The organism is Anabaena sp. FACHB-83 (assembly GCF_014697485.1).
GTDB lineage: Bacteria > Cyanobacteriota > Cyanobacteriia > Cyanobacteriales > Nostocaceae > Nostoc_B.
The window spans coordinates 14,817-27,805 of the sequence record NZ_JACJRY010000067.1 but is presented as its reverse complement, the minus strand read 5'-3'; the positions used below and the strand labels follow the sequence as shown (position 1 = coordinate 27,805).

17 protein-coding genes and 1 pseudogene are annotated in these 12,989 nt (G+C 39.9%); 12 read left to right on the top strand and 6 right to left on the bottom strand.

The window, feature by feature from the left end; genetic code table 11:
* The 3 genes from H6G79_RS33515 to H6G79_RS33505 form a co-directional block, all read right to left on the bottom strand.
* Positions 1-542 (bottom strand): ATP-dependent RecD-like DNA helicase (locus H6G79_RS33515; RefSeq protein WP_242048717.1); only part of this gene is annotated, 542 nt, incomplete at its 3' end.
* Between the two features lie 200 nt (positions 543-742).
* Positions 743-1,381: a glutathione S-transferase family protein gene (locus H6G79_RS33510; protein ID WP_190594791.1), complete on the bottom strand. Its 639-nt coding sequence runs from the start codon at positions 1,379-1,381 to the stop codon at positions 743-745.
* A 12-nt stretch (positions 1,382-1,393) separates the two neighbouring features.
* Positions 1,394-1,876: a DUF4174 domain-containing protein gene (locus H6G79_RS33505; protein ID WP_190594792.1), complete on the bottom strand. Its 483-nt coding sequence runs from the start codon at positions 1,874-1,876 to the stop codon at positions 1,394-1,396.
* Positions 1,877-2,169: 293 nt separating this feature from the next.
* Here H6G79_RS33505 and H6G79_RS33500 point away from each other — a divergent pair, with 293 nt between their 5' ends.
* From H6G79_RS33500 to H6G79_RS33485, 4 genes and pseudogenes are all read left to right on the top strand, one after another.
* Complete coding sequence (locus tag H6G79_RS33500; protein ID WP_190594793.1) at positions 2,170-2,919, top strand: SDR family NAD(P)-dependent oxidoreductase; 750 nt, start codon at positions 2,170-2,172, stop codon at positions 2,917-2,919.
* A 536-nt stretch (positions 2,920-3,455) separates the two neighbouring features.
* Positions 3,456-3,935: pseudogene (locus H6G79_RS33495) on the top strand (hypothetical protein); the annotation flags it as partial.
* Between the two features lie 157 nt (positions 3,936-4,092).
* Complete coding sequence (locus H6G79_RS33490) at positions 4,093-4,404, top strand: TRADD-N-associated membrane domain-containing protein (protein WP_242048716.1); 312 nt, start codon at positions 4,093-4,095, stop codon at positions 4,402-4,404.
* Between the two features lie 149 nt (positions 4,405-4,553).
* Positions 4,554-5,441, top strand: a complete 888-nt coding sequence (locus tag H6G79_RS33485; RefSeq protein ID WP_190594794.1) for a DUF6731 family protein — start codon at positions 4,554-4,556, stop codon at positions 5,439-5,441.
* On the opposite strand, the gene H6G79_RS33480 is transcribed toward H6G79_RS33485, so the two are convergent.
* Positions 5,438-5,878, bottom strand: a complete 441-nt coding sequence (locus H6G79_RS33480; protein WP_190594795.1) for a hypothetical protein — start codon at positions 5,876-5,878, stop codon at positions 5,438-5,440. The two genes, H6G79_RS33485 and H6G79_RS33480, sit on opposite strands and share 4 nt — an antisense overlap.
* Positions 5,879-6,570: 692 nt before the next feature.
* Between H6G79_RS33480 and H6G79_RS33475 the strand changes: the two genes are divergently transcribed.
* The 4 genes from H6G79_RS33475 to H6G79_RS33460 all read left to right on the top strand — a co-directional run bounded on the left by H6G79_RS33475 (position 6,571) and on the right by H6G79_RS33460 (position 10,649).
* Positions 6,571-6,807, top strand: a complete 237-nt coding sequence (locus H6G79_RS33475; RefSeq protein WP_190594796.1) for a hypothetical protein — start codon at positions 6,571-6,573, stop codon at positions 6,805-6,807.
* 89 nt (positions 6,808-6,896) lie between these two features.
* Entirely contained in the window at positions 6,897-8,126 is a 1,230-nt protein-coding gene (locus H6G79_RS33470) for a UvrD-helicase domain-containing protein (RefSeq protein WP_190594797.1), read from the top strand.
* Between the two features lie 103 nt (positions 8,127-8,229).
* Positions 8,230-10,050: a 3'-5' exonuclease gene (locus H6G79_RS33465; protein ID WP_242048715.1), complete on the top strand. Its 1,821-nt coding sequence runs from the start codon at positions 8,230-8,232 to the stop codon at positions 10,048-10,050.
* Between the two features lie 89 nt (positions 10,051-10,139).
* Complete coding sequence (locus H6G79_RS33460; protein WP_190594799.1) at positions 10,140-10,649, top strand: NUDIX domain-containing protein; 510 nt, start codon at positions 10,140-10,142, stop codon at positions 10,647-10,649.
* Here H6G79_RS33460 and H6G79_RS33455 read toward each other — a convergent pair.
* Entirely contained in the window at positions 10,646-10,843 is a 198-nt protein-coding gene (locus tag H6G79_RS33455; RefSeq protein ID WP_190594800.1) for a hypothetical protein, read from the bottom strand. The genes H6G79_RS33460 and H6G79_RS33455 overlap by 4 nt on opposite strands.
* On the opposite strand from H6G79_RS33455, the gene H6G79_RS33450 reads away from it, so the two are divergent.
* From H6G79_RS33450 to H6G79_RS33435, 4 genes are all read left to right on the top strand, one after another.
* Positions 10,842-11,321, top strand: a complete 480-nt coding sequence (locus H6G79_RS33450; RefSeq protein WP_190594801.1) for a hypothetical protein — start codon at positions 10,842-10,844, stop codon at positions 11,319-11,321. The genes H6G79_RS33455 and H6G79_RS33450 overlap by 2 nt on opposite strands.
* Before the next feature lie 29 nt (positions 11,322-11,350).
* Positions 11,351-11,812, top strand: a complete 462-nt coding sequence (locus tag H6G79_RS33445; protein WP_190594802.1) for a hypothetical protein — start codon at positions 11,351-11,353, stop codon at positions 11,810-11,812.
* A gap of 102 nt (positions 11,813-11,914) precedes the next feature.
* Positions 11,915-12,304: a hypothetical protein gene (locus H6G79_RS33440; RefSeq protein ID WP_242048714.1), complete on the top strand. Its 390-nt coding sequence runs from the start codon at positions 11,915-11,917 to the stop codon at positions 12,302-12,304.
* 23 nt (positions 12,305-12,327) lie between these two features.
* A complete protein-coding gene (locus H6G79_RS33435; protein ID WP_191049406.1) occupies positions 12,328-12,507 on the top strand; it encodes a hypothetical protein in 180 nt (59 codons plus the stop codon).
* Positions 12,508-12,719: 212 nt separating this feature from the next.
* Here the strand turns inward: H6G79_RS33435 and H6G79_RS33430 are convergent, their stop codons facing one another.
* Complete coding sequence (locus tag H6G79_RS33430) at positions 12,720-12,974, bottom strand: Nif11-like leader peptide family natural product precursor (RefSeq protein ID WP_190594805.1); 255 nt, start codon at positions 12,972-12,974, stop codon at positions 12,720-12,722.
* Positions 12,975-12,989 lie beyond the last annotated feature (15 nt).

The window sequence follows — 12,989 nt, the reverse complement described above, 5'->3', positions numbered from 1 at the left end:
ATCTTGACTGCATAAGTAGTAGAGACACCATGACTTTGCAGAAATACCATCACTTCTTTGATGGCTTTTTGGGTTTCCCAGGCGTTTTTAATTAACTTGATGCGTTTTTTGGCGATGCCGTTGACTTCAATTAGTCGGTCAATTTGGGTTTCAATAATCTCTAAAGTCTCTATCCCAAAGTGGGCGACGATGCGTTTGGCAGTTACAGGGCCAACACCTTTAATTAGACCGCTACCTAAATACTTCTCAATTCCTGTAAGGGTGGCAGGTTTGGTTTCTTTATAATTAACAACTTGGAACTGCAAACCATACTGGGGGTGTTCGCGCCAAAAGCCGGTTAGTTGCAGTGTTTGTCCTGGCTGGATATCTGCAAAGCTACCAGTAATCGTAGTGAGTTCCTTTGCACCAGGGCGTTGTAAACGTGCCACCGTGTAACCCGATTCTTGGGAGTAATATGTCAGACGTTCCACTACCCCCGTAATCAATTCATGTTTGGGAGTAGCGTTGACTTGTTGCTGGCTTGGTAGGGGCGTGGTGGACATCACTTTTAGGAGACGGCGCAGCCATTATACTCGATACCGTTTTAGAAGTAATCGAGTTAGCTTTGTATAGTATTCATGTACTATACACAAAACTATGGAAAATGGCGTAGTTTACCACCACAGGCATTCACAGGCATTTGAATTTAAGGAGACAGGCGTTAGCGGAGCTTATCGTAGATATCGCTCTTGTACAAGAATTATTAAATGCTGTTGGCGTAGTCGTATTTGCCTCCACGTTCAAGGGCGCGTTTGTAGGCAGGTCGCGCATGGATGCGTTCGATAAATTCCTGAATCTTTGGTCGGCTTGAGATAAGTTCGGCTTGTAGAGCAACCAATTCCAGAGGAAAGCTCATTTGGATATCGGCGGCGGTGAATTCTGAGCCTACAAACCACGTACTCTTACCAAGTTCAGCTTCTATGTAATCAAAGTGAAGCTTGATTTGGGGCGCGATAAATGCGTCGTTTGCTCTGCTGTCTCCTGTCCCAAAACGGTTAAAGATGAGGTTCATTACCAGAGGTGGCATTGCCGAGCCTTCGGCGTAATGCAGCCAATATGTGTAACGCAGACGCTCTGGTGTGCCGGATTCTGGAATTAGCCGACCATTGCCGTATCGCTCTACTATGTATTCGATAATAGCGCCCGACTCAGCAACAGTCAGCCCTGCATCTGTAATTACTGGTGACTTGCCAAGCGGATGAACTTCTCGCAGCGATGTCGGAGCCAGCATTGTCTTTGAGTCGCGTTCGTAGTACTTAATTTCGTATTCGATGCCTAATTCTTCAAGTAGCCATAGCACACGCTGCGATCGCGAGTTGTTGAGATGATGGACAATGATCATAATAGTTAGTTTCTACCTCGAATAACGCATTTCTTGTTGACGCATGGGCATAGCATCAATTTGCTCAAAAATTGCTGTTGCCTGAACTGGTGTGGTCTCAGTGTGCTTAACACCACCATCTTTGCCTACCAAAATAACGCGAAAATTATCTTTGTCAACTCCAAAGCGATTTCGCAAATTGGCCACAGAAGATTCATCTATTAACTGTCCGTTGGCATAGCTTTTATCTGTTGCCAAAACCTGAACCAGAACTAAATCCCGGTCTGTAAAACCGTTTTGGTGCTGGTTAAATAACTGCATCTGTTGTTGGTAATCATGGTTATTAACAGACGGTGCAAAGACCAGTAGCACTCGGTTTTGCCATTTTTGGGAACTGAGGTTAAATGAAGACATTTTGATGGCTTGGGTTGAACCTTGGGCAGTACCACCAATGCTGACTGGTGATAGAACCATAGACGCGGTGAGGGTCAGGGCAATTAATACTAAGTTATTCACTTCGGCGGTTGAGATGAGCGTTCCATCATTTCAAAGTATCATTAGTTTCCCCGCTCTGACTCTATCTGATGATTGAATAAGTGTGATGCTTACCCTCTCGCTGCTTTGGTGTTTTTGCTCTCTTGATTTTATGGGAGGCGATCGCTCTGGCTGTCTTTATCGTTACCCGTTGATCTAACTAAGTGTGTAAGCTCTCAGTTAACTGGTATCTTAAATTAAGAGCTTGCATTCTTGTAAGAATGCACCTGTTTCGGACAGATATTTTCAACCCAATAAATACAGGGATTGCAGGTATGACAAAACTAGAGGGAAAAGTCGCAGTTGTTACAGGTGCGTCTAAAGGCATCGGAGCGTCGATTGCCAAACATCTGGCTGCCGAAGGTGCAGCAGTGGTTGTCAATTATGCCTCTAGCAAAGAAGGGGCTGATCACGTAGTGGATGAGATTATTAGCATCGGTGGAAAGGCGATCGCAGTTCAGGCAAATGTTGCCAAAAAAGCAGAGATTGAACATCTGTTCACAGAAACACAGCAAGCATTCGGCAGGGTTGATATTTTGGTCAACAATGCGGGAATTTATGAATTTTCCCCAATCGAAGACATCACCGAACAGCACTTCCATAAGCAATTCGATATAAATGTTCTGGGATTGATCCTCACCTCGCAACAAGCCGTAAAACACTTCGACTCGGCAGGCGGCAGCATTATCAATATCAGTTCCATCGTCAGCACCCTCGCGCCCCCGAATGCTTCAATCTATAGCGCAACCAAAGCAGCTGTTGATGCCATCACAAAGTCCCTCGCCAAAGAGTTGGGTTCCCGTCATATCCGGGTCAATTCCATCAATCCTGGTATGGTAGAAACCGAGGGTACGCACACAGCAGGAATTACCGAAAGCGAAGGTCGCAAACAGACGGAAGCGCAAACACCACTAGGTCGCATTGGACAGCCACAGGACATCGCCCCTGCTGTTGTCTTCCTTGCTTCCTCTGATTCCGCCTGGATCACTGGCGAAACGCTGTACATCACGGGTGGACTTCGCTAGTTTTAAAGTTTAGTTGTACTAATAAAGGTATGGTCTTTCAAGGGTGCGTAGTTTACCGCCGCTCTCCTCGCTCCTCTTGTGATAACTTTTCCTCTAAGAATTTTTTGGAGGGCGATCGCCACTAACTTTGTGCCAGTTGTTCTATGAGTTGCAGTATATGTTTTTCAATTTGCTCAAGGGCAACTGTAGCAGAGGTTTTATCAATATCAATGGAAGAATTTGCAAGATATTCAGGCTACTTTTCACATGGTTGCGATTGGGGTTTCCTCGCTTGATTGGGAGGAGCGATGTCTGCGACGGCAAACTACGCACTCTTGCACAACTCACAGTATGAGTTCTGGGAATTACCTTAGATGCTCACTCACCATCATTCACCCGACCAACTTTCTTAGTAGGAAAAGTCATCAGACATTATGAAGTTTCGTTGCAATTGGTACAGCTACAGACGTAGCGCAAAGTGGGAAATTTTGCAATCTTTTATCCTCAACCTACTTGGCGTATAGTCGTAATCTGTTCAAAAGCAACAAGACTTGATTATGGTTCGAGAGCTTGAAAGAAAACGTCAGGGTGTGACATTTCCCGAAACTACACCAGCAGCCAATCCTGTATTTTTCAGGACTTACATTAATCAACTTTTTCCTATCCGTAATCGCCTTCATGTCACGGTACAAGGCGAAATTGGCAGCACTCCAGAAAACTTACGTCGTGAGTTTACACAAACCGATATAGAAGGAGATCGCGTTACCATTCATGTTGGCGATAACCGGGAAGGTTGGGTTGCATCTTATCAAACTCTGTTGGAACTTTCCACAGATGAAAGATTTACAGATGATGTAGCAGTATTTGTTGATATCAGCGATGTCCGTCAAGCTGGGAAAACACTCAACGGTTTTGGTGATGTTGCTAATCCTGTAAAATTGCCTGGATTGTATCAACGTTGTGCTGACATCTTAAATAAAGCTCTAGGCAGACAATTAAATTCTGTGGAATGCTGCCTATTAATTGATGAAGTTGCGTGCGGCACAGGAGCCATCATCTAACCACAGTATATTAATCAACTACCTGCTAATGGAAACGAAAAGTAAATGCCCATCTGGTAGTTGCGACCTACCAGCTAGGCACTCAAACATTTCTCCTAAATCAATTCCAACTAATTTAGAAGCAAGAAATTATATGTTACCAAATCATCGATCCTCTGAGGAAGAAAACGCATCTACTCCCGATAGCTGCACCAAGACCTATTCAGCAGTGGAGTTGAGCATTGCCCAAGAACGCCTCCGTCAAGCTCGGTGGAGTTTTAATTTAGCTTTGGCAATGACGGCGGCTTTTGCTGTGATCAGCTTGCTCGGTGTTGGACTACTGCTATCCGGCAAGGCCACAGAAGGATCTGTTGCTGCCGCAGGTGGATTCGCCTCTAGTGTTCGCTGCCTTCAACTGGCAAAGGACACCAATGACAGACTAGACAAGATAGCTGCTGAAATTTAATTTCTGTTGCGTCTTTAAGGGCGATCGCTTCCTCTTATGGTTGCGATCAAACCACATAACTGACGTGTTAACAGGTTTTTTAGTTCTGAAGGAAATTGGGTGCGACACATCCCAATTTTGAAAACAATATATTTGGATGCTTGGATGCAATGAGTAAGACACTGAATGTTGATTTTTTCAAAGTTGTAATTCCCGCAGACATGAATGTGTCTTTTGGAGAAGTTTTACAAAAAGTTATGCAATTGCCTGCTAATCAAAGATTTCAAGAAGTTCGTCTACACTACGTTTCTCTACACGAAGCTGTGTTTGGATGGCAGCAGATATGGGAAGGAGAAATAGTTCGTCTTCGGATGGACAATATACCCGTTAAGGCCAATCTTGCTGGCAAAATAGAAGATTTTAAGCTGGCAGATGATGAAGGTATAGGTGAACAATCGGCATTTATTTACGACCCAGCTACTAATATCTTACTACTTCAATCTAACAAACATGGTGTATCATCAGGAAATTTCGCTAGATATTTTGAATTAATCATTGGTTCTAATACCTCTATTTATATTGATCCAGTCATCCAGTGGGATGCTGTACAAAGATTAGAACAGATGAAAACAGTCACGAAACTTAATATTAGTATTGCTGCATTAGAAAATATGAGTGTTTTTGAAAACTCTGGGCTTGAAGAATTTGTCAACCTTACTACAGCTTATCAAGCTCCAGTAATTGATGTAGAATTCAAAGTTTCTCGTTCTAAACAACCATCTTTACTTTTAGATAAAGTACGTAATGCTACTACTAAATTGCTACGTATTTCTAATCAAAACCAAAGTCAGGTTAAAAAAATCAGAATTTCAGGTTCTAGCGATGACGATGATAATCTATATGTAGATTTATTGAAAGACAAGATGCGTGAATCCATACAAATAAAAGCCTCAAAGGGTCAACGTAATATTCCTTATTTAGAACGACAGAAAGCTCTAAGAGATGCTTGGGAAAAACGAAAATCTGAAATCCTCAAAATGTATGGAAAAATCAATTAATTAGCAGCGCGTAGTATTGCAGCAAACACTCTAATAACTCTATAAGAACTCAAACCAGATGTTATTAGAGCAAATAACCAAATTCCAAAAGCAACCCATTGCCATGAGCCAAAATTTTGAATTTCAACAAATAATCCAATAAAGCTTAATAATGCTAAAAAAAACGACCAATTTATAGCATCCATAAAGTAGTTAATTAACTTGGTGTATTTATTAGTATTTCTTATTTGCTTTACAATATTTGTATTACTTATTGTGAATAAAATAGACATTGCAGCAGCAAGAAAGCCTATTGCAATACCACTAAGTGTTGTGGCAGCAGAAAATAAGTCTTTTAAAGAAGTAGGTAAAGGTTGGCCCCAAAACAACAAACAGTAAAAGACTGTAAAAAATAATCCAAATGTTATGGGATACCATTTTTCGAGATTTTTTTGCATATAAATCACCCGGCAACCCAATCAAAAATCTGCTTATGACTATTCTATCATCTTTGTAGTATATATGTACTATAAAGCTGGACAGCTATAATCAATCTTTAAATTTTGACAGATTTTAGAAGCTATACACTTATTTATTAAAAGATATTGGAAGCGCATGGTGAACTTTTAGTTTTGGGGAAAGTAGGCGTTCGCATCTACTCATTACCCCACGATCACCTGTCTGCTGCATTTCCTTTAAGAATTTTAGTTCAATATTACTGAAAAATATTCCAACTCAAAGCAAAGAATTTTACTCATAAGAGTCATATTGCGTATATTAACGGATGAATAGCTCGCTTTAGCATAGTTAGTATGTAGCAAATAATATAGCACCTGCTACTTAAAGTAGAAGGTAAAGTATCAAATTTAAATGACTATTAAAAAACCCTTGGCTATGAGCAAGATTGAGGGGATGTTAGAGGCAATGGGCGCTCAAGGGCAGGATTTGTTGGCTAAGTATTCATCAAATTAGTTTCTGGCTTCAGTTTTGTGTGGGCAATGAGTTGTACTCATTGCAGATTTAACCTGCCCAAGATTAATGGCAATAGATACACAGCAAGGATTTTGGAGGAACAACTTTTGAGTCTAGGGAAACACAGGTATGAAGGGGCGACTACTCCAACTAGATGATGTCAGGCTCTAGGTACAATATGAGAAGTAATTCATTAAACTCAAACATAGAAATTAGCGGTCAACCTGGTTTAGTGTGGGGGAATATAATTGTTCCCACTGCTGGCAGGTCAAAAATTCGGATTAAAATTGCTGGTGATTTACTGCAAAGTAACATTTCATCACCACGAAGTCAAAGTAATAAACCAAGAGTTCATCCTTGTCCAGATTGGGCTTTACCATTAATCAAAGAAGCTTTTGATTATTTTAAAATTTGAGTTGATTATATACCTCTATCAGATTACATAGACAACTCTCCACGTCAATTATAAACCATCCCCCAAACCTAATTAAGGAGTAAAAACTAATGGGTCAATGGATTGATTTTAAACAAACTGTTAATCAAAGGCTACTGAGAGAAGATTTAGATAAAGAGCAAACTAAAGTCAGAAACATGAATATCAAAGGACACGCTCTTGTCCGGGGTATTGCTGGTTCTGGTAAATCTTTAGTTTTAAGAAATAGAGTTGAAAAAATAATTAATGAATTTGATAATGTTTTAATCCTCAGTTATAACCGTTTTATGAGTGGATGGCTCAAATCTAAACTAAGAGATAAAGGTATTAGTAGAGAAGTTACTTGCAATACATTTCATAGTTGGGCTTACCGCAATTTGAAATATGATTACAAATTCGATAATAATGATGCGTCAAGACTGCAAATTATAGATTTGGCTAAAAAATCAGACTTAAAGTATCAAGCTATTTTAGTTGATGAAGCACAAGATTTCTATGATGAGTGGTTTATTGCTTTGCAAGAAATTTTAGATGATAATACAAAATCTTTATTTTTTGTCTACGATAATACTCAATCAGTATATGGACAATCTCACAGAAGAAAACAAGACTGGTCATGGCGAAAACTAGGAATTGATGTTGTGGGGCGTTCTCAAATATTTGATGTTAACTATAGAAACTCCCCTGAAATTCTAGAATTGGCTTGGGAATTTATACTTGGAGCATTATCAGAAGTCAATATGAAAGTTTCTAAAAAAGAACAAGCTGGAGGTAGAATAGGCGACATTATTCAGCCAAAAAAGAGAAATTCTCGAAGTTCAAATATTAAACCAATTTTATTGCAGATTTCTGATGAAGCGATGCCATCTAACATTGCACAGCAAGTCAAACTTGCTTTATCAAGCCATAAAGAATCTTCAATTGGTGTTTTAGTGCATCCACAGAATTGGGGATTAAAGAATGTAATCAGCAAAGAATTAGCAAAGCTAAATATTGAACACCATGCCCCCAAAGGTTCTACAGACAGAGATATGAATGTAGTCGATAGACCTTTTGTAATTGTTGACTCTTGGAATGCCCTAAAAGGTGTTGAATTTGATGCGGTTATCATTGCTGGATTGGATGAAGCTAATGAATACCCAGATGATCTAGATAAGGATTTTCAAGAAAAAGCAGGTATTTACACTGCTATTACTAGGGCAAGAGATCATTTAGTAATGCTGTACGACACAAAAAACTCCATTGTTGACTTGATGGAAAATGCCTTAAGCTCCCCTGCTCAATTAGAGAGTGAAGACTAAAATAGTCATTTCGTTGATTGCGATCGCCCCCTCCCATTCTTAGAGGAAACCCCAATTACATCTACCTATGGCCACCCTAATTCCCTCATTTAATAGCTGCTCAATGCGAATGACCCCCGGCGAGAGAAGGTTAGCGCAGCGCCTAGAGGAAAAATTAGAAGATGATTATTTACTTTGGTACGATGTGCCAGTGGGTAAAAAGCAACTGCACCCAGATTTTATAGTGCTGCACCCCAGCCGGGGTTTGTTCATCCTTGAGGTGAAAGACTGGAAGTTAGACACCATTCAAACTATCAACCCCTCCACAGCCACCATAATTACTGAGGATGGAATCAAGGAAGTCAAACACCCGCTACAACAAGCCAGAGATTATGCCCTAGCAGTCAACAAAATGCTAGAAAAAGACCCCGCCCTGGTGCAGCAAGAAGGTAAATATCAGGGTAAGCTGGTCATTCCCTATGGTTACGGCGTGGTATTTACCAACATCACCCGCAAAGCGTTCAATGAAAGTGAACTACCAGTAGTGTTTGAGGAACACTTGGTTATCTGCAAAGATGAAATGCTCCCAAGCACAGATGCAGGCGAATTTCAGCAACGGCTTTGGGATTTATCTGCATATCAATTTGGTAAGGCAATCACTCCTCACCAAATTGATAGAATACGCTGGCATATCTTCCCAGAATTACGCATCAGTGATAAGCAGTTATCTTCGCTTGAATCAGACACCGCCGAAGAATCACCACAATTGCAAATCCCCGACATTCTCAAAATTATGGATTTGCAACAAGAACAGTTAGCAAGGAGTTTAGGTGATGGGCATCGGGTAATTCATGGTGTAGCGGGTTCTGGCAAAACCATGATTTTAGCCTACCGTTGCCAATACCTTGCACAAGTAGAAAATAAACCAATTTTGGTGCTGTGTTTCAACGTTTCCCTCGCTGCCAAACTCCGGCAGATGATTTATGACAAGAATTTAACAGAGCGTATAGTGGTGCGTCACTTTCATGGGTGGTGCATGGATCAATTGAAGAAATACCACATCTCTAGACCCGACCCCAGAGAGTACAAAGATGAAGCTTACACAAACGAACTGGTTAATCGAGTTATTGCAGCTGTCGATGCCCAGTTGATACCGGCTGGCACGTATGGCGCAGTGATGATAGATGAAGGCCACGACTTTAAACCGGAGTGGTTAAAACTGGTTGCACAAATGGTCAATCCAGAAACTAACTCACTGCTTATCTTGTATGATGATGCCCAAAACCTTTACGGTGAAAAGCGCGATAAGAAATTTAGCTTTAAGAACATAGGCATTCAGGCACAGGGACGTACTACCATACTCAAGTTCAACTACCGCAACACTGCTCAAGTGTTAGGTGTAGCTTATGAATTTGCTAAAGAAGTTATGCAACCTACCACCGGGGATGATGACCAAGTAGTATTAGTAAAACCTGCCAGTGCTGGAAGACAGGGAGTAATGCCAGATTTAATTAAACTCCCCAGTTTTAAACATGAGGTAGATTATTTAGTCCAACGAGTGCAACAGTTATATGAGCGTGGTACACCCTGGAATGAAATCGCAATTATTTATCGCTCTAAGTTTATGGGCGATCGCATATATCATCACTTCCAACAAGCCCACATCCCGGTAGAGTGGTTAAATGCCAATAGTGACAGCCGCAATTACAACCCAGCCGCGCCAAGCATCAAACTGATGACTATGCACTCATCTAAAGGGCTAGAGTTTCCAGTGGTGTTAATTCCTGGTGTTGGTTATATGCCCCATCAATACAACACACCCGAAGAAGAAGCGCGGTTACTATATGTGGCAATGACACGGGCAATTGAGCAACTAGTTTTGACAAGCGATCGCTCTTCCCAATTTACTCGCCGTTTGGAGAAAGTCTTACAGCATAATTCTTAGAGGACAAGTAATGCCTCCAGCAACCTAACGGAACGCTCCCAGTCCTCTACACTCTGTATATTATTTAATAAGTGTTAATTCTATCGAATATGATGCAAGATTTGGAGATACTTGACATTGTAGATGAAAATGATTGCATTATTGGACAAAAGCCACGCTCAGAAATATATAGTCAAGGGCTGTGCAATTTTAGAGTTGTCAATGCTTTTGTCATTAATTCATTAAGACAACTTTGGATACCTCGTCGTTCATCCAAAAAACGAATTTTCCCCCTTTGTCTTGATGTTAGTATGGGAGGTCATGTTGAAAGCAAAGAAAGTTATGAAGATGCTCTGCAACGTGAACTTAAGGAGGAATTGAATTTAGAATTAGACAATGTTGACTTTAGATTATTAGGATATTTAAAGCCACATCAGCATCATGTTTCTGCTTTTATGAAAGTTTATGAAATTAAATTAGATGATAATCCTGATTACAATAAAAATGATTTTGTTGAAAGTTTTTGGTTATCTCCTTCTAATTTAATAGAATGGTTGAATAAAGGTGAACCTGCAAAAAGTGACTTGATTAAACTTGTGCAGATGTTTTATGCAAATTAAGCACGAATTTTGATGACTAAAATTAATAAAAGTTTTTCTATAAAAATTCTGAACTTCCTCAAACCCCACCTAATTTGGTATAACAGCGATCGCCCTACCTGATTCTTAGAGGAAGGTATGGGAGCGATCGCCTCTCTCCCACTCACACCCCCAAACCCTGCTAAAATCCCTTTATTCAATACATCAATTACCATGTCTGGCAAAGGATTTGGGCAAAGACAACCCAGCAAAATCGATAAACTTGTTGAATCGGCGGTGCGCTCTTGCCACAAGCGACACCCAGAATCATTAGACCAAATTTTTGACAATCTACCTGTTAAGCTCAACAAACAGGTATTAAATGGTACAGTTGCGGCTTTACAAAAAGATATTGATGCCTTGAGTTGGTTGTGTGGTTATTTTGCATCTGAAATTAACAGCACATCAGACAACGATAAACCTTATCATCCTATTACGTTGTTATCAAAACTGTTGATTAAATCTGGAATGCAACCATTTGTTGACTTTATGCCTTATGTCGGTTGCCGCATTTCTATACTCAACACCGAGAAATTTGAAGCACTGCCGCCTAAAGTGCAAGCAGCTGTTAAAGAAGCCTTTGATGTGGTAGAAACTAGTGGGGAAGAGGCACAAAGGATAAATGAGGCACTGCTACGAGAGTTAGAAGTGTAGTAAATGTTATCTAACAATTAGGGTATAAAATGGACTCCGACCCAGTTAAAGACTTAGAAATTGTTGCTCATGTTCTGACAATTGCTAAAACTCATAAAATTAGTGCTAAGGAAGCTTTGCAGTTCTATATTCAAAAAATGAAATTAGAACTCGAACAGCACCAAGAAAAAAATCCAAATTTATCTTCCACTTTAAAAGAAAGACTAAGCCCTGAGAAATGGGAATCAGTGATGAAGTATGTACGTCATCATCCCAGCAGTGAAGAACTTCAAGAAGCATACTACCAAGCTAAACAAGAGGGTAAATTAAAACCAGCTAAACTGCTACTAGGTGGAAATTTTTACTTTAGAAACTCTGATTTTGTGGGTAAGAAGTATCTTGCACCAGGGATTACAGTTGAAGCTGAGGTGTACGATGACATAATTTGTCATGTTTGGCTTTCACCGATTGAATGTGAATTTGTTTTTATAAATGAGATAGAATTTATTTAAGATTTGCTAGGTAGACTTTATCTGATCAATACTGTATTAATAAATGTTTTGTCATCTTCAATTTTTGTCATTATGGAAACAAAGTACAACTATTTCATTATCTTGAATACTACGGAGGGAGCATACTTACCTCTTAACCCTGATAACAAAGGTTTATTAACTTACTCTACCCAAAAGCAAGCCCGTGATGCTTTTGAGTTGAATTACAAAGAAAGTCATGAGCAACAATCAGCAACTTGGTCTACCAGTGCAGCATTAAATTGGTTAAACCTACAACCATTCGTGGTAGCCTTAAGTGCCAGCTTAACTCCAATGGAAGTGTTAAATACGCTCTCAAATTCCAACACTCCAGACCTCAAGGTTTATTCGCTGTCTAGTATTGCTGTGCGTTCTATTATGGCAGCTAAAGTTGACTTAGAAACTTGTCGCAATTATGAGGTGTCAAAGATAGAGTTAATTAACCCTGAGTGGTGGCAACAAGAACCAGCTTAATTCATCATAGCTATCAATATTTAATGACACCTGAAAAATTGTTAGAACTTGTTGACATTGCCATTCAAGTAGCGACTAGAAGAAATCGAGCGATCACAGTATTCAAATTTAATAACACTTATTATATGGTCGATGCTTATGAATGGGAAAATGGTCGTTCCTATGGGCAAGATATCATCACAGTAGAACCAGCAAAATATTAATCAGTTGTTTGATAGTGCTGGAATTGATTCCAATCAACCTTAAGAGTCAATACTTCAAATAATAAAGGAGACAATACATCTAACTCTATTGGTTCACCAGTGTAGATAACATCTGGAAAATCTTGAGGGTAAAAGATGCCATTCAGCCAATGCTTCCATTAAAAATGGGGGGCGATGCCTATCGTCTACGCTGCTTTCCATTTCACTATCACCTACTCTTCGGACACCGCTAAGTTTTGCTCTTGCATAATTGGCGTAATTAAATGGAATACCTTTGTTAAACCCTGGTGCAATGATTCTTGAGAGAAATTATAGCCATACTCGGCAGCCATAGCTATGATTGCAGCATTATCTTTCACACCCATTGCTTCCATGAGTTGGTTTAACAAAACTTTATCTTGGAGGGCTGCTGCAAAAAACTCCATAACTTGCAGTTCGCTTTGAGCAGCATTTAGTGATTCACTCATTTTTAGACTCCTTTT